This window comes from Candidatus Binatia bacterium, assembly GCA_023150935.1.
Taxonomy (GTDB): Bacteria; Desulfobacterota; Binatia; order HRBIN30; family HRBIN30; genus JAKLJW01.
In genome coordinates, this window is record JAKLJW010000019.1 from 62,008 (window position 1) to 83,837 (window position 21,830).

The following is a 21,830-nucleotide window of genomic DNA, read 5'->3' on the forward strand; positions in this document are numbered from 1 at the left end:
ACCATGCGAATTCTCGGGATTTCCTGTTTCTACCACGATTCCGCCGCGTCGCTGCTGGTCGACGGGCAGCTGGTTGCGGCCTCGGAGGAGGAGCGCTTCAGTCGAAAGAAGCACGACTTCGATTTTCCGCGATTGGCCGTTCGTTACTGTCTCGAAACCGCGGGCATCGACGTTCAGGACGTCGACTACGTGGTCTTTTACGAAAAGCCGTTCGTCAAGTTCGAGCGCATCCTCACCACCGCGCTGCAGGTCGTGCCCAAGTCATGGAAGGTTTTCGGCGATGCCATGACGACGTGGCTCCTCGACAAGTTGTGGGTGAAGAACATCATTCGGCAGGAGCTTGGCATTCCCGCCGAGCGCATTTTGTTCAGCGAACATCACCTGTCGCACGCCGCCAGCGCGTTTCTTTGCTCGCCGTTCGACGAGGCGGCCATTCTGACCGTGGACGGTGTCGGCGAATGGGCTACCGCCACCATGGGCGTCGGCCGCGGCACTGAAATTAAGCTGACACGCGAGATCCACTTCCCGCACTCCGTGGGCCTGCTGTACAGCGCCTTCACTGCCTTTCTCGGTTTCGAGGTCAACGAGGGCGAGTACAAGGTCATGGGCATGGCGCCCTACGGCAAGCCCAAGTACGTCGACAAGGTGTGGCAGCTCATCAAGCTCGAGCCCGACGGCAGTTTCTGGCTCGACATGAGCTATTTCTCGTTTCACCACTCGTCGACGCGGACTTTCAATCGCAAGTTCGTCGAGCTCTTCGGGGAGCCCCGCGACCCGTCCTGGAAGTTCTTCACGCCGGATTCCGGGTACCCGTCGTATTTCGGCGCGAAGCCAGAGCGATACGACGAACTGGCACGGCAGAACCAATACTACGCCGACATCGCGGCCAGCATTCAGTTGGTCACGGAAGAACTCGTGCTCGCGATGGTGCGCCAGCTCCATAAGGAGACCGGTCTGACGCGACTGTGTCTCGCCGGGGGGGTGGCACTCAACAGCGTTGCCAACGGCCGGATCGTCAAGGAGACGCCGATAAAGGAGGTTTTCATTCAGCCCGCGGCCGGTGACGGTGGCGGATCGCTCGGTGCCGCCCTGTATGTGTACCACTGCGCCCTTGGCAAGCCGCGGAGCTTTGTCATGGAGCACGCTTACTGGGGCAAGGAATACGGGCAGGGAGAAATCAACGATTTCGCCCGCACCTGCGGTCTGCCGCACCAGGTGTACTCCAGGGAGGATGCGCTGCTCGATGCGGTAGTCGAGGAGCTGCAAAAAGGGCACGTTGTCGGTTGGTCTCAGGGACGGTTCGAGTGGGGGCCGCGCGCCCTTGGAGCGCGCAGCATTATTGCCGACCCGCGGCGCCACGACATGAAGGAAATCGTCAACATCAAGATCAAGTTCCGCGAGCCGTTCCGGCCGTTTGCGCCGTCGGTGCTGGCCGAGGCCTCGGAACGCTACTTCGATCTGCCTGACGCGCCGCTGCACTACCCGGCGCGGTTTATGCTGTACGTCGTCGACGTCAAGCCCGGGCAGGGAGAGGTGCTGCCGGCGATCACTCACGTGGACAACACGGCGCGCCTGCAGGCCGTGCACAGGAAGGAGAGCCCGCTCTACTACGACCTCATCGAGCGCTTCGGACAGGCCACGGGCGTTCCGGTGATTCTCAATACTTCCTTCAATCTGAAGGGCGAACCGATCGTCAACACGCCGGCAAACGCGTTCAGCACTTTTTCGCGCAGCGGTATGGATGCGCTGGTACTCGGCAACTGCGTGATCCGCAAGGAGGCTTAGGGAGGATTCGTGCCGCGGTTACGCGAAATTCTGGCGGCGGCGGTACTGGCCGGCGGCGGCCTCCTCATGGCGTTCCTCGCCGTCGAGCTCGGCGTGCGTTGGATGCGGCTCGTGCCGGATCGCTTCTGGGAGCCGGACCCGCTTCTGGGGGTGCGGTTGGTCGCCGGCGCGTCGGGATGGTGGACACAGGAAGAGCGGGAGTTCGTCGTGCCGGTGCAGATCAACGCCGCCGGCCGGCGCGACGTTGAACGTCCTGAGGCGAAGCCGCCCGCCACGGTGCGCGTGCTCGTGCTTGGCGACTCGTTCGTCGAGGCCCTGCACGTACCTATGGAGGCGATCTTCCCGCGCCAGCTCGAAGTGCGGCTCAACCGCGACGGTAGAACCCCGCGAACTGAGGTGCTCAGTGCCGGGGTCAGCGGCTACGGCACGGCGAGCGAGGCGCTGTACTTCGAGCGCGACGGCCGGCGCTTGGCGCCCGACCTCGTGTTGTTGGCGTTCTATCCGGGCAACGACGTGAAGAACAACAGTCCGACTCTCGAGGACACGTTGCCTCCGGTCTACGCCGCGGACGGTACCCTCGAGCGGGTGGGTCATGGCAGACGCAAGCGCGAGGTCGGCGGCCGCCTGGGGTCGCACGCTTACGAGTACGTGCGGCAGCTCGTGTTGTTGCGGCACCCGGCGCTGGCGCAGACGCTGGCCGAGAGGGGTTTGGTGCGGCGCGACGCGCTGCGCCCGGCGCGGCTGCGCGACGGGGTACCGGTGGACTACGGCGTGTATGCGGCGAGTGTCGATGCGGAGTGGGCGGACGCCTGGGGTCGCACGGAGTCGCTGCTCGAGCGCTTGCGGGCATCGTCGGTGGCGGCGGGGGCGGGTTTCGCGGTGGTGATTCTGTCGACGCGGGATCAGGTGTACCCCGAGTCGTGGGCGCAGATCGTTGCGGCCAATCCGGGGATGCAGGGGCGGCAGTGGGATCTCGACGGGCCGCAGCGGCGGGTCGAGCAGTGGTGTGCGGCACGCGGCGTGCCGTGCCTGGCGATGGCGCCGGTGTTCCGGGCGGCGGCGACGGAGGGTAGCGAGCCGCTGCACTTTCCGCGCGACGGGCACTGGACGGTTGCGGGCCACCGGCTCGGGGCCGAAGAGATGGCAAACTTTATCGAGCGGCATCGGTTGGTGCCGCCGGCGAGAGGGAGGACGGAATCGTGAAACAACTCACCGAAGGCATCAAGCACCGTTTTGGCATTGCCAGCGAGTTGATGAGCTTCCTGTGGCAACGGCGCCTGTGGTGGCTCATTCCGATGGTCTTCGTGCTGCTGGTTTTCGGCGGCCTGATGGTGACCGCGCAGAGCTCGGCACTTGGGCCGTTTATCTACACTTTGTTCTAGGAGTCGCGTGGGTTACGGGCTTGGCATCACCGGCCCGAGTTGGGTCGGTCGGGCGGGGTTGTTGCTCGCCTTGCTTGCCCCGGTGAGTCCCGGACCCGCCGCGGCAGCGACGTTGTACGTCCGGGTCGGCGGCGATGATGCCCAGGAAGGCAGGTCGCCGGTGACCGCATTGCGGACGATCACGCGCGCGGCGGCAATTGCCCAGCCCGGCGACGACATAATCGTAGGCCCGGGAGTCTACGTCGAGGGCGATGTCAGACCGGGGGCCTTCGGGCATGTCGGTTTCGTTGCCGACCGCCGCGGCACCCTGGTGGGAGATCCTCCCGGAGACGTGGTTCTCGACGCCTCCGACAGAAGTACCGGGTTCGAGTTGAACGGAAAGATAGCAGTGCGCATCGACGGCTTCGTCGTGCATGGAGCGGGGGAAGGTATCTACGTGAAGAGCGGTTCCCACGCGGCTGTGATTGTCAATAACATCGTGTGCAACAATCGACGAAACGGAATCTACGTCCAGGATTCCCAGAACGCGACGATCTTCAACAACCTCGTCTATAACAATGGGCGGTCTGGAATCCTCGTGGGTGGCAACACGGATGGTTCCCCGGGGGTTCGCATCGTCAACAACACGGTGTACGGGAGCCTGAACCGCGGCATCTTCCTGGCCGGTGCCCGCTTGGAGTCGCCCGACGCGAGGGTGCTGAATAACATTGTGGCGGAGAACCGTTTTGGGGGGATTCAAGTCAATGCGGTCGCAAGGGAGGGGTACCTGAGTGCCGGCAATGTCGTCGGCGACCGGGTGGCATCCGGGACCCCGACAGATGTCACCGACGTCATGGCGGACCCCCTGTTGGTCAACCCGGCCGGTGTGGACGGCGTCCTCGGGGGGATCGGGTATGCTGACGACGATTTCCACCTCGGCAATCCGGCCTCCGGACAGCCCAAGAAGAGCCCGGCGATCGACGCAGGGTCGAGTCGTTCCATCTTCCTCAAACTGAACCGCGCCAGTACGAGAACCGACAAGCGACCCGACACGGGATATGTCGATGCCGGGTATCACTACGGGAACTTCGACGAGGTGCCCGTGCAACCCGAGCGCTTCCTGCGCCTAAAACCAATATACGTGGATGTCGACCGCGGCGCGGACAAGAACGATGGGCGCACGGCCGCGACCGGCGTGCGGACAGTGGCACGAGCGTTAGAGATCGCACGACCGGGGCACCGTATCGTGTTGATGCCGGGCCTGTACGCCGAGGGCGACCTGACTCCCGCCAGTTCGGGCACCTCGGGGCGGGCAATCGTGCTCACGGGGCGCCCGGGGGCGGTGATTGATGCCACCGGGTTCAGTCAGGCGTTTCGTCTTGTCGGTCGGGCGCACGTGACCCTCGATGGTTTAGCGATTACCGGCGCTTCGCAAAATGGTGTCGAGATCCGAAGCGGGTTTAGTGCCGGCAAGATCAGTGACGGTGCATACGACGTGGTAATCCGCCGGTGCCGCATTTATGGCAACTCCCGGCGGGGTGTGTACGTGGAGAGCGCAACGGGCGTTCGGGTCGAGGCCACGACGATCGAGGACAATGGATCGCGCGGTTTGCAGATTGAGAGCAGCGAGGTCGGCGTCCTTCGTAGCGTTATTCGACGGAACCCGGACAGCGGCCTCTGGGCACTGGTTGGGTCGACCGTGTCGCTTACAGACACGGTCGTCACCGACAATGCCGATAACGGTGTAGTGGCGTGGCAGAGCTCCGTATCCTTGACCGGGTGCACCGTGACCGGGAGCCGTGACGGGTTGCGGCAGAGTGCCGGTACGTTGCAGGTCGTCGGTTCCCGCATCTACGGCAATACGCGCCGGGGCATTTACGTCGACGGTGCCGCCCGCTGTAGCGTCCAGGCTGTCACGATCGAGGACAACGGGTCGCGGGGCCTGCTGATCGAGGGCAGCGATGCGCAGGTGAGCAGCAGCGTGGTTCGTCGTAACCGCGATAGCGGCATATGGGCGGCTCTGGGATCCAGGGTGTCGCTGGTCGACACCGATGTGATCGACAACTCCGACAATGGGGTGTTGGTCTGGCAGAGCGATTTCACGATGACCGGCGGTACCGTGTCGGGGAGCCGCGACGGCGGCGTGCGGTTCAGTAAGCTATCGACCGGAACGTTGAGCGATGTCCTGGTGCGAGATCACGAGAACGCCGGTGTGCAGGTAGTGTCGAGCGTTGTGTCGATTGCCGGAGGGGAAATCGCTGCGACCGGCGGTCGTGGGGTCCAGGCTTACGTGGATGCGGTAGAGCCCGGGCGCACGGCGGTTACGGTCACGGCGATACCCATCTGCGGACACGCCCTTGCAGGGATTGACGTCACCGATACCGATCTTGCGCTGACGGACGTGCGGGTGTGCGACAACGGCCGGGACGGGGTGCGGCAGACCGGCGGCACTCTGGATGTGGTGCGCGGCGTTGTGACAGGCAATCAGGGGAAGGGCATCACGGTAGACAAGGCGAAGACCGTAGTAGTCGAGGACACGAGCATCGCTGATAATGCCGACAACGGCCTCCAGATCGTCGCTGCCGAAGGGCCGGTAATTGGGGGATGCACGCTCAGCGGAAACCTCGGCGACGGCGCAACGATTCTCGACTCCGACTCGCCGATGATTTGGAACAACCTTGTGGTCCGCAACCGGTCGACGGGCGTGCTGGTGAGCGGTGAATCGAGTGGTTCGCCAAAGGCACGCGTCCTGAACAATACCTTTTATGCGAATGGCAACCGCGGCCTCCTTCTTGGTGGCAGCGACTTGAAACCACCTTCGATCGACGGCGTCGTCCTGCGAAACGTCTTTCAGGGCAATGGTACTGCGGGTTTGCAGGTGAACAGGCTCTCGCTGCCCGGCTTCGTCGGCAACTTCAATCAATCGGCGGATCCGTACGGTCCGGGTACCCCGGTTGGAGTGCGAGACATCCTTGGCCCCGCAGGTTTCGTCGACCCGGCGGCGGGCGATTTTCGACTCAGTCAGCGTACGTCCGGGCAGAGCGTCACGAGCCCAGCCGTGGACGCCGGCGGGGTCGATGTCGCCGACGCGGGTCTGACGGGAACGACCACGCGAACGGACGGACGACCGGACGTCGGCCCGGTGGATCTCGGTTACCACTATCGCCCATGACTCACCGCGGACCGGGACCGCACCGCCTTGCGTACGTCATCAAGTCGATGAGTGTGGGCGGTAGCCAGACGCACCTGATGCAGGTGTTTCGTCTCATCGACCGGGACCGGTTTGCGCCGGCCCTGTACTGCCTCGGCAATGACGGTGCGTTGCTCGACGAAGTTCGTGCCCTCGACGTTCCGGTGTTTACACCCGGCGCCGGCGCGACCTTCAAGGGATTCGGCCTCTTGTCCCGAGTCGCCAGATTGCGCCGGGCCTTCCGAGATCACCGCCCGGGTATCGTCCACAACTATCTGCTGCGCGCCAATCTCGCCGGTTCGATCGGCGCCCGCCTCGCCGGGGTGCCGGTTGTGCTGTGCAGCAAACGAGGCTGCCACGAACGCCGCGGCGCCAAGTTGATGGCGGCCAAAATCGGCAATTACCTCGCGGATCGGGTGACGGTGAACGCCAACGCGGTGCGCGACTTCGTTCACGCCAACGAGGGCTGCCCGCTCGACAAGATGACGGTGATTCCGAGCGGCATCGATACGAACCGTTTCCGGCCCCGCGGTGCGGGATCGTTTTGCGAGCGGGTCGGACTGCCGGCGGATAGATGTCTGGTTGGGTCTGTGACCCGCTCCCGCGCCGTCAAGGGTGTCGAGGACTTCCTGCGGGCGGTTGCCCTGGCGCGGCGCGAGCACCCCGAGGTGTACGCAGTGGTCATCGGCGAGGTGGTCATGGACGATTCGTTGCGCGCGCTCGTCCGCGAGATCGGGCTCGACGGAGAGATCGCGTTGTTGGGCCGGCGGTCTGACATGCCCGAGGTGTACGGTGCGATCGACCTGCTGGTGTCGTCGTCTCGTGGCGAGGGCATGTCGAACGCGATCCTGGAAGCGATGGCGACGGAGATTCCGGTAGTGGCGACGGCGGTTGGAGGGACCGTTGAGGTGGTCGATCACGGCCGCAGCGGCTTGCTCGTCCCGCCGCAGGACCCCGCGGCGCTTGCTGCCGCGATCGCCGTCGTGACGAAAGACCGGGCGCAGGCGCGCGCGATGGGTCGGGTTGGACGGCGCATAGTCGAGGAGCGTTACTCGGCCCACGCCATGGTGCGACAGATGGAGAGGCTTTACGAAAGCTTGCTCGCGCGTCGCGCCGGAGTGTTGGCCGGAGAGGAGCGGGTGGCGGCATGACCGAGCGTAAGAGCGATCGTCCCCACGTTGTACTCGTCGTCATCGATGCCGCTCGGGCGGATCACTTTTCGGCCTACGGCTACGCGCGCGAGACCACGCCGTTTCTCGACAGAGTGGCGCGGGAGGGAGTGCGCTGCACGCACGCTGTGGCGACGGCCCCGGGTTCGCTGGCGGCGCACGCGTCGTTGTTCACGGGCCTGCACGCGGTCACGCACGGCGTCAGCGACGAGCGTCCGCGTCTGCGCGCCGAACCGCGGGTGCTGGCCGAGTGCCTGCGTGATGCCGGCTACCGCACCGCTGCGTTTTGCACGAACCCGGCTGTGAGCCCGGAGACCGGTTTCGATCGTGGTTTCGACGTGTTCGTCACGCAGCGACCGGCCGGCCGTCTGGCCGGAAGAGCTATCTCCTACGGCCGGCGTGCCGGGGATCGACTTCTGCGCCGGGACGACGCCGGGGCAAGACGGACTAACGAGGCTCTGGAGGCGTGGGTCGAGGGGGGGCAAGGCCCGTTCTTCGCCTTCGTGCATTACAACGAAGCGCAGGCCCCTTTCAGGTTACCGCATCCGTATGACCGCCACTTTCTCACCCGCACGGTGGCCTCGGCGCAGGTGCGATCGGTCAACCGTGAAATCCTCCACTTTGCGGCCGATCCGGAAAGCCTTACCGGCGCCGACTGGTCGGTGTTTGCGGCCCTGTACGATGCGGCCCTGCGCTACATCGACATGCGGCTGGAGGAGATTGCCGCGTGGTTGCAACTTCGGGGGTGGTGGGACGACACCTTGTTCGTGGTTACCGCGGACCACGGGCAGAGTCTGGGCGAGCACGGTCGCGTCGGGCATAACCTCGACCTGAGCGACAGTGTCCTCAGGGTTCCGCTGATTCTGCGCTGCCCGGGGCGAGTACCGCAGGGGTTCGTCAGCGAGGAGGTGGCGCAGTCGATCGATCTGATGCCCACTATTCTAAGGCTCGCCGGCGTGGAGCCTCCGGAGGGCCTGCACGGACACGCGTTGCTGGAGCGGGGACGCGCTACGCGCGGGCCGGATTTCGCGGTCGCCGAACGTTACCGCCCCAGGTTAACGGGCTTACTGCGGAAGTTCCCCGGTCTGGACGTGCGCGGTCTCGACGTGCGCGAGAAGGCGATCCGCACGCGCCGTTACAAGTACGTGTGGCGCTCCGACGAGTGCAATGCGTTCTTCGACCTGCAGGCCGATCCGGGTGAGAGCGCCAATTTGATCGAGTCTTACGGAGCCGAGGCCGAAGCGCTGCGCGAGCGATTGTTCGATTGGCTCGCCTCGGTCGAGAAGTTCGACTTCCACGGCGCCGAGGATGCGGTGTCGGGGACGCCGCGCGGACGGCGGGGAAGCGATCGCGCTGCCGGTACCGCGGGCCTCTAGTGGGATGGTCGGGAATCGAAGGACATCGATGAAAACGATGCCAGCCGCCTCTGGGGCGGATGGAAGAACATCAACGAACTCATCTCCGATACCGGTCGAGCTAAGGATGTCCTGGTGTCCCAGAGGCCGTCTCGAGGCGCAGGGCGGGAGTCGTTCGACTTCCTGCTAGGGCGGGGTCGGGGAACGGGAGTGAAGTGTGGGAGCGGAGATCGAGGTGCGCGGCAGCCGCGACCCGTGGCTGTTGGCTGTGCTGGCCGTTACGGCTGCGCTGGGGCTCTACCAGCTCGATTGGGGGCTGCCCAACGGCAACAACTCATGGGCCGCGGATGCGCTTGGTCCGTTGACGGTCCTGAGCATTGCACGGCGTTCTTTCGGCGCGTGGAACTCAGGCTGGTTCTATTTCAAGTATCCCCTCGGCTATCCGCTTCTTCTACTCGCCACGTACGCTCCCTACTTGACCTGGCTGAAGGTGACGGGGCAGTGGGAGCACCCGCAGAGCGCGTACCCATACGGGTTTGCCGACCCGGAGGCCGCTCTGTACGCCCTGGCGATGCTCGGGCGAGGACTCAGTGTGCTGCTCACACTCGGTACGGTGGCATGCGTCTACGGCATGGGGCGGCGGCTCCTGGGACGTTCGGCCGGGATCCTGGCAGCCTGGTTTACGGCGACCGCATACCCGGTGATTTACTATGCGCACACGACGAATCTGGACGCCGCGTACCTTTTCTGGCTGACCCTGGGACTGTGGGCCACCATCGTGGCGACCGAGGAAAGCAAGAGGCGCTGGGCGTTCGTCGTCGTCGGAATTGCCGCGGCCATGGCGATGGCGACCAAGGAGCAGGGATATGCGCTGCTGCTGGCGTACGCCGCGCTGATTGCCGTCTACGCCTGGCGCGCACAGCCGGCCTCGACGGCACTCTGGGTGCGTGCCTGGCGGTCGGTGTGGAATACGGGGACACGAACAGGTCTGGCGGCGGCGGTAATCACGATGGCGCTGGCGAGCAATGTCATGGTCAATCCGCAGGGGGCCGTGAATCGTTTTCTGAATCTCGCCGGGCGCGAGGTGCCGGGCGTGACGGCCCGGTTCACTCCGGTGGAGTTCGCCCTCTTCAAGGGTGCGGCCAAGGAATGGCAATACTTGCGCCAGGCGGGCGACGCCCTGGAGAGCAGTCTGGGGTTGCCGCTGTTGGCGGTGGCGCTGGCGGGCCTCGCGTTCGTGGCGGTGGCCCGACCGCGGGCCCGTTTGCGGCTGTTGCTGCCGGTGGTCGCTTACTATTTCGTGTCGTTGCGCACCCACGATCTGATCATGCTGCGTTACACGTTGCCGCTGCAGATGCTGTTAGCGGTGTCGGCGGCGGCCCTGTGCGCGGCGGTCGTCGCCGCGCGCCCGCGCTCCGGCGGAGTGGTGGTCGCGGCGTTGATGGCGCTGGCGCTCGCACGCGGCATCGAGCTCGACCTGTTGCTGAGTCGCGACTCGCGATACGCGGCCGAGACGTGGATTGCGGCGCGGCGATTCTCGCCGGCGTCGATCGAGACCTATCAGAAGCCGGTGTACCTGCCGCGGCTGGATGGTCTGGGCACGACGATAGCGTTGCGCGACCGGTCCCTCGAAGGCATCGCGGCCCGGCGGCCGGCGGCGGTGATCCTGAGTTCGGCGGCGCGCAAGGGGATCACGCACCGGTGGAATCCAGACTGGCGGCAGGGCAACACCTTACTGGTCGAGTCGCCGCCCGCGGCTGCCCTGCTGAGCGCTCTGGAAGAGGAGCGGTTGCCGTACCGCCGGCTGGCGCAGTTCTCGCAAACCCCGATGCTCTTGCGGGTGCGCATCACCAGCCTGTGCCCAACCATCTCGGTGTACGGCCGGGTCGATAGCTGAAAGCGGTCAGAGGATCGGATGCCAAGACAATCGTCTCAGGAGGCGAAGGTGACGGCGCCGGAACCGCACGAGGGGAAGCCGCGATACGCCAACGTGTGGAAGGTGTGGTTGCCGATCCCGCTCCTGCTGCTGGTGCTCGATCTGACCTTCAACCTCTGGTTCTGGCAGATTCCGAAGCTCACCGGGATGGGTGACTGGGGTTACCAGTTTCACATCGACCTGCAGAGGCTCTACGCCCCGAAGCCGCCCGGCACGCTGCGGGTGGTTGCTTTCGGCAGCTCGGTGTCGGGTTCCTTCGACGCGTACCAGGTGCAGTCTCTTCTCGACGCGGTCGAACCGGGAATGGAAGTCCACCGTCTCATGAAGCCGGGGATCAAGCCCACGGACTACAGACTCCTGTTCGAGGCCCAGGGCGCGCGGATGCAACCCGACGTCGTGGTCTTCACTTTCAATCTGCTCGACTTCCTCAACCCGAGCTTCGAGCGGGGCTTTCGGAAGGCGGTGCGCGACGCACTGCCGCCGTGGGCGGTACTGACGACGCGTTACGACGCTCTGCCGACGCTCGGCGACAAGCTCGATCTGGCGGCGGCATCGGCGAGCAATCTGTACCGGTACCGTAAGGAGATCGATGCGGCGGCCGGCGGACACCTGCGTGCTGTCCTGCAGTGGAGCCGCAGCCGGCCCCCGCGCGGCGCGTACGGTGTGTACGCCGACGGCCATACCGCGCAGCGTTTCGGGCTGCCGGTAACGGCGGGCCGGCCGGAGGTCGTCGAGTATTACGTGGACCCCCACTGGATCGCGCAGCGCGGGCGCGTGACGTTGAGGTTCTCCCTTGGCGGGCGGAGCGCCGCCGAGCGCGTCGAAGTCGATCCGGGATGGAAGCGCGCGATCATAGATGTGCCGGCCGGGGGTGCGCCGGTGTTGGACGTCGTCGCCGACAGTGTCTGGAGCCCGCGGGCCGGCGGCGGCAGCGAAGATCCGCGTCTCCTCGCCGTGCGCTTGCGTGAGGTGCCGCCAGTCGCGTCGCAAAACGGTGCGCGGCCCCAGTTCCGTTATCCGCCCTACCTGGACGGCGAACTTCAACCGTTCCTGCGCATGGGCGACAAGCTCGGCGAGGCCTTCGCGGTCCGCTGGCAGGAGGTGCTGAACGCACCGAATGCCTTCGGCAAGCGGTTCCGGTCATATCGCGATGCGAAGCTGCACATTCGCGACGAGGTGTTCCAGCCGACCGGGGAATATGCCGAGGTCGAGCGCCTGGTGGCGTCGCTGGCCGAGCGCGGCGTGACGGTGATTCTGGTCAACACGCCCGAGAGTCCGTGGCTACTGCGCGACTACGAGTCGACGCCGTATTACCGCGCCTACGTGCAGTTCTTCGAGGGGTTGGCCACGACCTATCCGAACGTGCGCTTTTACGATCTCCGGGGTGCGTTGCCGGCGGAGGACTTCAACGACTGGCACCACCCGAACTTCGTCGGTGGGATCAAGCTCGGTCCGCGTTACGCCGATATGTTGAAATCCGCGCGCGCGGATCGCGAGCGCCGCAGCGGACGGGGGGCGTGAGCAGTGCTGTTCAATTCGATTCATTTCCTCCTCTTCTTGCCTATTGTCCTGCTCGGGGTTGCGGTACTGCCGGCGCGCTGGCGCAACCCGTTTCTGCTCGTCGCGAGCTATTACTTCTACGGGTCCTGGGATTGGCGCTTCCTGAGTCTCATCTTTCTGACGACGACGGTCGACTATACGGTCGGCCACTTGATGTACGACACCCGCGACCCGGGGCGGCGTAAGATCATCCTCACGGTGGCGATTTGCATCAACCTCGGCATCCTCGGGATCTTCAAGTACTTCAACTTCTTCGTGCAGTCCGCCATGACGGCCCTCAATGCGGTCGGCTTGCATGCCTCGCCGTGGACGCTGTCGATTATCTTGCCGGTAGGGATTTCGTTCTACACGTTCCAATCGATGTCTTACGCCATCGACATTTATCGGCGGGAGATGGAGCCGGCGCGCCACTTCTGGGACTTCGCGTTGTACGTGGCGTATTTTCCTCAGTTGGTCGCCGGACCGATCGAGCGCGCTACCCATCTGCTTCCCCAGATCCTGCAGCCGCGGCCGGTGACCGCGGAACGGGTGAATATAGGACTGATGCTGATGATGCTGGGGTTTGCGAAGAAGGTACTCATCGCCGATACGGTGGCCGACGATGTCGATCGCATTTTTGCCGATCCCGCCAGTCGGAGCGCCGGCGAGTTGCTGCGCGGCGCGTATCTCTTCGCGTTTCAGATCTACGGCGACTTTTCGGGATATTCGGACATCGCCAGGGGGGTGAGTGAGCTGTTCGGGGTACGGCTGATGATCAACTTCAATCAGCCTTACCTGTCGCAATCGATCACCGAGTTCTGGCGGCGCTGGCACATCTCATTGTCGGCCTGGCTGCGCGACTACCTCTATGTGCCCCTGGGCGGGAACCGGCTGGGCGAGTGGCGGACGTATCGCAACCTGATGCTCACCATGCTGATCGGTGGGCTGTGGCACGGTGCGAACTGGACGTTCGTGGTCTGGGGTGGACTGAACGGGCTCTATCTGGCTGTCGAGCGCCGGCTCGGCATCGGCCGCGTGGTCGAGCCGCTGCACGCGCGTCCTCTGTTGCGCTTCGTGCAGCAGGTGGCACTGGTGATCGTGACATTCCATCTGGTCACGCTCACGTGGGTATTCTTTCGGGCCGCCAGTGTCGACATAGCGTTCGCGTACGTTCTCGGCGTGTTCTCGGGCTCGGACCTGACTGCCGTCGGCATCCTACCGTTCGTCGTCGGCGCCGCGGTCCTGCTAATTGACGTGCCGCAGTACCTTACTCACGACCACGTCGTTTTTCTGAGGCTGCCGTGGTGGGTGCAATCGCCGGCTTACGCTACGGCGTGCCTTGCGCTGATTCTATACGGCGGCAAGGAAGTTCCGTTTATCTACTTCCAGTTCTAGTTCGCGCGGCGGAAATAAAGTGATCGAGGGAAGGGAACGCAAGCCAATGACCGCTCCAGAAACCAATGCTGTGACAGAGCCCGTGGTACGGAAGGCAAACGGCGAGGCGCCACGGCCGCGGGTCGTTGTGGTGATGCCGGCCTACAACGCCGAACGCACGCTGCACATGACATACATGGAGTTGCCCCACGACCGCGTCGATACGGTCATTCTGGTCGACGACGCCAGCAGCGACGATACCGTGGCTATTGCCAAGGCGCTGAATCTGAAGCTTTTTGTGCACGGCCGCAACTACGGCTACGGCGCGAACCAGAAGACCTGTTACACCGAGGCGTTGAGAGCCGGAGCGGACGTGGTTGTGATGGTTCACCCGGACTATCAGTACGACCCGCGTTTGCTGCCGGAATTGCTGGCGCCCCTGGAGCGTGGCGCCGCGGACGTGGTCCTCGGGTCCCGTCTGAAGAGCGGATCCGCCCTGCGCGACGGCATGCCGTGGTGGAAGTACTTTTCGAATCGGTTCTTGACCGGGGTCGAAAACCGGGTCTTCAATCTCAGACTTTCCGAGTACCACACCGGCTACCGGGCGTACACGCGGCAGGTACTGGAGACGGTGAACTTCCAGTTCAATGCCGACAAGTTCATTTTCGACCAGGAGATCGTCGCACAGATCGTCGACGCCGGGTTCCGCATTGCGGAGGTGCCGGTGCCGACCCGTTACTTCCCGGAGGCCTCGTCGGCGAGTTTCCTGGCCAGCAGCCGGTACGGGCTGGGAATTCTGTGGCTGATGGCGCGCTATGTCGCACACCGGCAGGGATGGTGGCGGCAGCGGCAGTTCGAAAGCCTGCGTGGGCGCTATTCCGAAGTCACCCCCTGAGGCGGCGGTAGCCGTGCGGTTCGTGCCCTGGGCGGTGGGCATCTGCGTTGCCCTTGCCGAGATGGGGCTGCTTGGTGTCATGGCGGCGCAGCGTATCGTCAATGCAGACGAAGGCTTTTACGCGTTGGCCGGGGCGCGGGTGCTCGGCGGTGGAGTGCCCTACGCGGATTTCTTCTTTCCGCAGATGCCCTACATGCCCTACCTGCAGGCGGCGGCCTTTGCGGTCGCCGGTCATTCCCTCCTGGTGGGTCGTGCGGTGAGTGTCATCGCCGGGGGCGTGCTGGCGGGATTGATGGCGGGAACGGCTACACGCTGGTCGGACAGCGCCGGTGTGGGGGTGACGGTAGGTGCGATGTTCGCGGCGCATGCGTTGCCCATGAGTTACCTGCCGATCGTCAAGCCGTATGCGGTCGCCGGACTCGCGGCAGTGGGGGCGTTGGTCTTGCTGATGGGGCCGACGGCCCCCGGGACCTGGCGCGGTCTGGCGGCGGGAGCGTGCGCCGCGTTGGCGGTCGGGGCGCGATTGCCCGCGGCTGCCGTCGGGCCAGTTCTGTTGCTGCTGGCGTTGCGCGCCGGGTGGCGCACAACCGCGGCGTTCATCGCCGGCGGGGTGCTCGGCTCGCTTCCGTGGCTGGTGGTGGCCGCAATCGATCCGGGTAACTTCTGGTTCAACAACTTCGGATTCCACAGCCTGCGGCGCGAGATCAGTGGCGTGACCGCGATTGTGGCGCAGAAGGGTATCGTCCTGGTCAAGTGGCTGCTGCTTCCGCAAAACGCGCTGCTGTGGGCTGGCGCGGCCTATGGGGCATGGCGGACGCCTCGGTTCGCTCTGCCGCCCCTGGCGTGCGCGCTGGCAATCGGGGCGGTCTACATGGCCGCCACCCCGACCTACCTCGAGTACTTCGTTCAGGTCATGCCTTTTCTGCTTCTCGCCGCGGTGCCGGCGGTGGCGACTTTACTGCGGCGGCGGGCGCTGTTGGCAGCGGTGGCAGCCGTTTACCTGGTCGGCCTCGTCGTGGCGCGCCGCACCGCACCGGACGACACCGGGCGCGGGGAGAAGGATCGTCTCTGGAACCTGACGACCGTACAGGAGGTGGCGCGGCACATCGAGGAGCATACGGCCGAGGGCGATCGGATCCTGTCCTGGTGGGAGGGGTACCCGTGGCTGGCGCATCGGCAGGGGTACCTTGGCGTTGGCTTCTGGGAAGCCAACGCGGCGCGCAAGGTCGCGCCGGAGGCCCGGGAACGTTACCACCTCCTGCACCGTGACGACGTGCGCACGCTGGTCGAGCGGGGCGCGCCGCGCATGGTCGTCGTTCCCGACGGCGTATGGAACGACCTGCAGGCGGGTCTCGACGCCAACTACGCACCGGCGGTGCGCTTCGGGGCGATTCAGGTGTTCGACCGGCGGAGGCAGGAATGACGCGGTGGCGGCGAAGACGATGGGCGGCGGGGGCTGCCGCTGCCATCGGGGTTGTGGCGATACTGGTGGGCGGCGCCGAAGCGGCCTTGCGCCTGCTGGCGCCGCAGGGGCAGATGGATATGTTTGCGCCTGACGCGCGGCTCGGATTTCGTTTGACGCCGAACTTCCGGGGCGAGATCTCGATCGGTTCGGAGCGCTTGCCCATAGAGGTCAACTCCTTGGGCCTGCGGAACCGGGAGATCGGTCCGCGCCGGTCGGGCGCATTGCGGTTGTTGGTCCTCGGGGACTCGTTCGTATTCGGCTACGGGGTGTCCGCCGATGCGACGCTCGCGGCCGTGCTCGAGCGGATGTTGGTGCCGCCGGAAGGCTGCACCGCAGTCGAGGTCGTGAATGGCGGCGTGCCCCGTTACGGAACCGTGCAGGAGATCGGGTTGTTCGAGGCCACTGCGGACGACGTGCGGCCGGACCTGGTGCTGCTGGGGGTCTTCGTCGGTAACGATGCGATAGATAATCTCGCCGTGGATCGGAGCGTTGGGGCCGGCGAGGCGCCGCTGGGGGCGTGGATCGAGTGGGTCCGCGTGCGGAGTCGACTGTACGCCTGGGCCCGGCGACAGCGGCATGCGGCGGCCGACCGGCGCGGAGAGCTGCAGCGGCAGGTGGTGGGTGTGCACGGAGTCGATCCTCCGGCCGAACTCACGCGGGGTCTGGGGATCACCGAGACAGCCATCGCGCGACTTGCGAAGCTTGCCGGCGGGCGGGGGATTCCTTTCGGTGTGGTTCTCATACCGTCGGCGGCGCAGGTACATCCGGAACGGTGGGCGGCGCTACTCCGCGAGTACGGCGATGCGGCCACGACCTATGACGTGCGGGAGCCCAACCGGAGACTTGCGGCGTTTGCCGCGGCTCACGGTGTGCCGCTCCTCGACCTAACGCCGGCGCTGACTGCGGCGCGCAACGAGCCGCTCTACTCCGTGTTGCATTGGACGGCGCGGGGGCATGCGGTCGCGGCTGCTGCGGTGGCGGAGTTTCTGAGCGACAGCGATCTGTTGGCGCAGGCAGGGCAGGTGGCGCGGAAATGGGAACCGCAGGATGCGGTGGCGCCGGTGTGCAGGACGGAGGCGGCGATATGACGGTGGCGGTGCGCTCGACATGGCGGCGTTGGCTGTCGGTCGGGGCGGTGTGTGCCGGGCTCGTGGTTGGGCTGGCACTGGGCGGTGAGCTCGTGGTGCGGGTGTTCTTCCCGCAGGAGCACCTGCCGCCGGGTATTTTCGTGTCGGACCCCAACCTCGGCTACCGCGTGGCTCGCAACTACGAAGGCGAACACGTCACGCGAACCTTCACGGTGCCGCTGCGGACCAACTCACTGGGGTTGCGCGACCGCGAGTATGGCCCGCCGGGCCCGGACACGCTCCGCATATATTTCCTTGGCGACTCCTTCATTTTCGGGAACCGCGTGCCATTGGAGGACACGGTCACCAAGGTGCTCGAACGGCAACTCGCCGGCCGACTCGGTTCGCGAACCGTTGAGGTGGTGAACGGCGGTATGCCGGGATATTCGACAGTGCAGGAACTGAAGTTCTTCGAAGAGACCGTCGACCGACTCCAACCCGGGGTGGTCCTGCTCGCACTCTGTATCGGGAACGACATCTGGGACAACCTCCTTTACGTAGAACGGAACGTAATCGACGGTGGGGGAGGGTCATGGCGCGGCGGCGGTGGTGGGTGGCGTGCCCGACTCACGCTGCTGCTCAAGCACAGCGATTTCTACTTGTTGATTCGCCGAACCTTTAACGCGATCTTCCGCGGTTCCGAGGTGGAAGTGCGTCACCAGGACCGCCCGGCGGCGAGGATTCCCGACGGTCTGCGCCTGACCGAGCAGGCGGTACTCGATATGGCCAGGGGCGCTTGGCGCCGCGGCGCGCAATTCGCGGTTCTGCTCATTCCGGTGCAGGACCGCATAATAGCCCTGGACACTCAGCGCGACTTGAATGACCGCTTCCGCACCTTTGCCGAGCAACACGACATTCCGGTGTACGACTTGCGAGACCACATGCCCGCCGAAGGGGAGAGCGAACTCTACTACACGGTGCACTGGACCCCACGCGGTCACGCCGTCGTTGCCGATGCGGTAGAGGGCTTCCTGGCGCGAAACCGGTTCCTGGACGGGGGGGCCGCGGCAGCGCCATGAGTACCGGTACGACGGCGGCCGCGGGTCGAGCGCCGCTTCGGGTCGGTCTGGTGATCGGCCAGCTATCGATCGGTGGCGCCGAGGGGCAACTGCGGGAACTGGTGCGAGGCCTCAAGGGCCGCGTCGAGACTGTGGTTTATTGCCTCCATGAATCGGCGGGAACGCTCGTGGGAGATCTTCAGGCTCTCGACGTTCCAGTGCGGGTAATCGGGGGGCGCTCTGTCGATCGTGCCCGTCGTCTTGGCCTGGCAGTGCATGGCGACGGTATTGATGTTCTTCACTCATGGCTCTTCATTGCCAACGGTTACGCCTTCGCGTCGCGGTTCTTCGGAGTGCGAAAGCGGGGCCACCTCCCCCTGATTACGTCGGCGCGGAACTGCAAGATGCAAGGCGCCGCCAGTCGCTTCGTGAACGCCGTCGCGTTCCGGGGCAGTGCGGCCATCGTCGTCAACTCGCAGGATGTTGCCGAGTACATCGTTCGGTACTACCGGGCGCCGCGGGCGCGCATCCGGGTGATTCGCAACGGTATCGATACAGTTAGGTTCCATCCGCCCGCGGCTGTGCGCAACGGCAGCGGTCCGATCGTGACGGTGGGTCGACTGGTGGTGCAGAAGGACCATGCGTTGTTTCTGCGCGCGGCGGCGCGGTTGGTGGCGGTACGCCCCACGGCGCAGTTCGTTATCGTCGGCGAGGGTCCGTTGCGCCACGACCTTGAAGAGCAAGTGCGGGCGCTGGGATTGGGCGGTCATGTCAGGCTTCTTGGCGAACGGCGCGATGTTGAGGAAGTGCTGCGGTCGGCATCGCTGTTCTGGTTGACGTCGCGATGGGAGGGGATGCCGAACGTGGTGCTCGAGGCCATGGCAACCGGGGTGCCGCCCGTCGTTACCGACGTGGGAGGAACCCGCGAGCTCGTGCGGCCGGGGGTTGAAGGCTTCATTGTGGCACCCGGGGATGTCGATGGCCTGGTGGAGCACTCGCGAACGCTGCTTGAGAGCAGGGAGGTCTGGCAGCGTTGCAGTGCCGCCGCAAGGGCGCGTGCGGCTGAGTTCTCGGTGCCGCGCATGGCGGGCCAATTGGCGGCTCTATACGGGGACGTGGCTCGGAGGGATGGATGACGGCAACGTTGCCGCTGGTTTCGGTGATTATCCCGATGCGCAACGAGTCGAATCACATTCGGCCGTGCCTCGACTCGGTTCTGGCGCAGGACTATCCGGCGGATCGTTTCGAAGTGCTCGTCGTCGACGGCGATTCGGACGACGACTCCCTGGCCGTGCTGGCGACTTATGGGACACGCCTGCGCGTGTTGCACAACCGGCACCGTATTGTGCCGGCGGCGATGAATATCGGCATCCGGGCCGCGCGTGGCGAGGTGATCGCGCGGGTTGACGGACACACGGTTCTGGCGCCGTCGTATCTGGGAATGGGTGTCGATGCGCTGCGACGTACCGGGGCGGATAACGTCGGTGGAGCGATGCAGCCCGTCGGGGGCGGCGCTATGGGCGATGCGATCGCGTTCGCGATGAACTCGCGTTTCGGGATTGGCGCTTACTTCCACTTCGGTACCGCCGAGTGCGAGACCGACACGGTCTACATGGGGATGTGGCCACGCCGTGCGTTCGAGCGCATCGGCTTATTCGATCCGGAGCTGGTAAGAAACCAGGACGACGAGCTCAACTACCGGTTGCGCAAACTCGGGGGGCGGATCGTTCTGGTGCCGACGATGCAGTCTCGATACCAGAACCGGCAAGACCTGCGCGCCCTCGTGAAGCAATTCTTTCAGTACGGCCTCTGGAAGATCAGGGTGTTGCAGAAGCATCCGCGGCAGATGAGCTGGCGACACTTCGTGCCCCCGGCCTTTGTGCTCGCGGTAGGGGTTGCCCTGATCGCCGCACTTACGGTGCGTGGTGGGGGTTGGTTCCTGGCGGCGGTCGTGGGCGCATACGGGGCGGCCCTGGCGGTGGCCGCCGCGACCGTCGCCAGTCGGCAAGGCTGGCGCCACTATGGGCGAGTTCTGATCGCCTTTGCGGCCATGCACTTGAGTTGGGGGGCGGGATTTGTGTGGGGGGCAATGCGCTTCGCGCGGCGATGGTGGGGCGAGGAGCCGCCGCCTCCGGTTCTGAGGCCGGAGCCGGCAGCTGCCGTCGCGGAGCGTTCGTAACGATCCGTGCGGGTCGATCCAATCTCGGTCGAGGAGCAACACATGAGGACACGTGAGAAACTGACACTCGAGGAGAAGTTCGCGCTGGCTTTGGCCTTGATTAAGCGCGATCAAACGCTCGAGGAAATCCGCTTGCAGTATCGCGTCAGCCATACGACTGCGTACAAGATCCGCAACGCCTTTCTTGAAGGGGGCCGCGCGGCCCTGAGCGGCGATCGGCGCGGCGCCGCGGGGATTACCCTGGAAGCCAGGGTGCGGGCCATCGAGGCCAGGCTCGAGCGGACGGGACGAACCGAATGGGGTTTGGACGGCGGCGTAGGGGCTGCCGCCTCGCGGGGAAACGGTGCCGGCAGCCACGCCCGCGGGCGCGATCCGGACGATGGCGACGGGGCCGAGCAGTGAGCGGGAAACAGGGGTGGTTAGACTCCCCACGAGACTCGAGCGCGGAAGCGGCCGGGCGACAACCTGAATAAGACGAAGGAGCGCATATGTATCTGGTTACCGGCGGGGCGGGGTTCATCGGATCGAATATCGCGGAGACTCTGGTCCGTCGCGGCGAGCGAGTACGGATCTTCGACGATTTCTCCACGGGATCGTGGGAAAACCTGCGCGGGTTCGATAAGGACGTCGAAGTCGTCGAAGGCGATCTGCGCGACGGCGCCGCGGTGCGGCGCGCCGTCGCCGGTGTCTCGTACGTCATCCATCAGGCGGCGCTGCGATCGGTGCCGCGGTCGGTTGACGACCCGCTGAGTTCCGACGCCGTCAATACGCACGGTACGCTGGAACTCCTCGTGGCAGCGCGGGCCGCCGGAGTCAAGCGGCTCGTCTATGCGTCGTCGTCCTCGGTGTATGGGGACACGGCAAATCTGCCCAAGCTCGAGGACCAGACCCCGGCGCCCATCTCTCCGTACGCCGTATCGAAGCTGGCGGCGGAACACTACTGCCGTATGTTCAGCCGGTTGTACGGCCTGGAGACGGTCAGCCTGCGCTATTTTAACGTGTTTGGCCCGCGGCAGAGCCCGGAGTCGAAATACGCGGCCGTGGTGCCGTTGTTCATTCGGGCCGTCTTGGACGGTGAGCCGATGACGATTCACGGGGACGGCGAGCAGTCGCGGGATTTCACTTACATCGACAACGTCGTCACCGCGAACTTGCTCGCCTGCACGGTCCCGGGAGTCGGGGGCGAGGTCTTCAACATCGCCTGCAACAGTCGACACTCGGTGCTGGAGATCGCCCATACTGTCGCACGCCTCCTTGGCCGTGCGCCGGTGATAAAGCACGAGCCGGCCCGCGCGGGCGATGTCCGACACACGCAGGCGTCGATCGAGAAGGCGGAGCGCATGTTGAAGTACCGGCCGGAGATCGGCTTCGAGGAAGGCATGCGGCGGACGGTGGATGCCCTGCGCGTCGCGCTCGGTAGATGATGCCGAGAGGTAGGAAATGAGTAGTGCGGGCAG

At 65.2% G+C, this 21,830-nt stretch carries 17 protein-coding genes; all 17 read left to right on the plus strand.

What is annotated here, in order from left to right; translation table 11 throughout:
* The first annotated feature begins 3 nt into the window (after positions 1-3).
* The 17 genes from L6Q96_12745 to L6Q96_12825 all read left to right on the plus strand — a co-directional run bounded on the left by L6Q96_12745 (position 4) and on the right by L6Q96_12825 (position 21,797).
* Positions 4-1,785 (plus strand): carbamoyltransferase, encoded by a 1,782-nt coding sequence (locus tag L6Q96_12745; GenBank protein ID MCK6555428.1) that lies wholly within the window; start codon positions 4-6, stop codon positions 1,783-1,785.
* Between the two features lie 9 nt (positions 1,786-1,794).
* Positions 1,795-2,988, plus strand: a complete 1,194-nt coding sequence (locus L6Q96_12750) for a hypothetical protein (protein MCK6555429.1) — start codon at positions 1,795-1,797, stop codon at positions 2,986-2,988.
* A 50-nt stretch (positions 2,989-3,038) separates the two neighbouring features.
* Positions 3,039-3,167: a DUF5989 family protein gene (locus L6Q96_12755; protein MCK6555430.1), complete on the plus strand. Its 129-nt coding sequence runs from the start codon at positions 3,039-3,041 to the stop codon at positions 3,165-3,167.
* Between the two features lie 7 nt (positions 3,168-3,174).
* The gene (locus L6Q96_12760) at positions 3,175-6,318 is read left to right on the plus strand and encodes a right-handed parallel beta-helix repeat-containing protein (GenBank protein MCK6555431.1); all 3,144 of its coding nucleotides are present in this window, start codon (positions 3,175-3,177) and stop codon (positions 6,316-6,318) included.
* Positions 6,315-7,487: a glycosyltransferase gene (locus tag L6Q96_12765; GenBank protein ID MCK6555432.1), complete on the plus strand. Its 1,173-nt coding sequence runs from the start codon at positions 6,315-6,317 to the stop codon at positions 7,485-7,487. The genes L6Q96_12760 and L6Q96_12765 overlap by 4 nt, the downstream gene beginning before the upstream one ends.
* The gene (locus L6Q96_12770; GenBank protein MCK6555433.1) at positions 7,484-8,881 is read left to right on the plus strand and encodes a sulfatase-like hydrolase/transferase; all 1,398 of its coding nucleotides are present in this window, start codon (positions 7,484-7,486) and stop codon (positions 8,879-8,881) included. Before L6Q96_12765 ends, L6Q96_12770 begins: the two co-directional genes overlap by 4 nt.
* Before the next feature lie 196 nt (positions 8,882-9,077).
* On the plus strand, positions 9,078-10,757 hold the full coding sequence (locus L6Q96_12775) for a glycosyltransferase family 39 protein (protein ID MCK6555434.1): 1,680 nt from the start codon (positions 9,078-9,080) through the stop codon (positions 10,755-10,757).
* 48 nt (positions 10,758-10,805) lie between these two features.
* On the plus strand, positions 10,806-12,317 hold the full coding sequence (locus L6Q96_12780; protein ID MCK6555435.1) for a hypothetical protein: 1,512 nt from the start codon (positions 10,806-10,808) through the stop codon (positions 12,315-12,317).
* A 3-nt stretch (positions 12,318-12,320) separates the two neighbouring features.
* Positions 12,321-13,730: an MBOAT family protein gene (locus tag L6Q96_12785; GenBank protein ID MCK6555436.1), complete on the plus strand. Its 1,410-nt coding sequence runs from the start codon at positions 12,321-12,323 to the stop codon at positions 13,728-13,730.
* A 46-nt stretch (positions 13,731-13,776) separates the two neighbouring features.
* Positions 13,777-14,604, plus strand: a complete 828-nt coding sequence (locus L6Q96_12790; GenBank protein ID MCK6555437.1) for a glycosyltransferase family 2 protein — start codon at positions 13,777-13,779, stop codon at positions 14,602-14,604.
* Positions 14,576-16,027, plus strand: coding sequence for a hypothetical protein (locus L6Q96_12795; protein MCK6555438.1), 1,452 nt, complete (start codon positions 14,576-14,578; stop codon positions 16,025-16,027). Before L6Q96_12790 ends, L6Q96_12795 begins: the two co-directional genes overlap by 29 nt.
* Positions 16,024-17,157, plus strand: a complete 1,134-nt coding sequence (locus tag L6Q96_12800) for a GDSL-type esterase/lipase family protein (GenBank protein ID MCK6555439.1) — start codon at positions 16,024-16,026, stop codon at positions 17,155-17,157. The genes L6Q96_12795 and L6Q96_12800 overlap by 4 nt, the downstream gene beginning before the upstream one ends.
* Positions 17,154-18,215 (plus strand): SGNH/GDSL hydrolase family protein, encoded by a 1,062-nt coding sequence (locus tag L6Q96_12805; GenBank protein ID MCK6555440.1) that lies wholly within the window; start codon positions 17,154-17,156, stop codon positions 18,213-18,215. Before L6Q96_12800 ends, L6Q96_12805 begins: the two co-directional genes overlap by 4 nt.
* Positions 18,212-19,330: a glycosyltransferase gene (locus tag L6Q96_12810; protein ID MCK6555441.1), complete on the plus strand. Its 1,119-nt coding sequence runs from the start codon at positions 18,212-18,214 to the stop codon at positions 19,328-19,330. Before L6Q96_12805 ends, L6Q96_12810 begins: the two co-directional genes overlap by 4 nt.
* Positions 19,327-20,373: a glycosyltransferase family 2 protein gene (locus tag L6Q96_12815; GenBank protein MCK6555442.1), complete on the plus strand. Its 1,047-nt coding sequence runs from the start codon at positions 19,327-19,329 to the stop codon at positions 20,371-20,373. Before L6Q96_12810 ends, L6Q96_12815 begins: the two co-directional genes overlap by 4 nt.
* Before the next feature lie 42 nt (positions 20,374-20,415).
* Complete coding sequence (locus L6Q96_12820; GenBank protein ID MCK6555443.1) at positions 20,416-20,775, plus strand: hypothetical protein; 360 nt, start codon at positions 20,416-20,418, stop codon at positions 20,773-20,775.
* Between the two features lie 86 nt (positions 20,776-20,861).
* Positions 20,862-21,797 carry an SDR family oxidoreductase gene (locus tag L6Q96_12825; GenBank protein ID MCK6555444.1) on the plus strand — a complete coding sequence of 312 codons (936 nt, stop codon included), beginning with the start codon at positions 20,862-20,864 and terminating at the stop codon, positions 21,795-21,797.
* Positions 21,798-21,830: the final 33 nt, after the last annotated feature.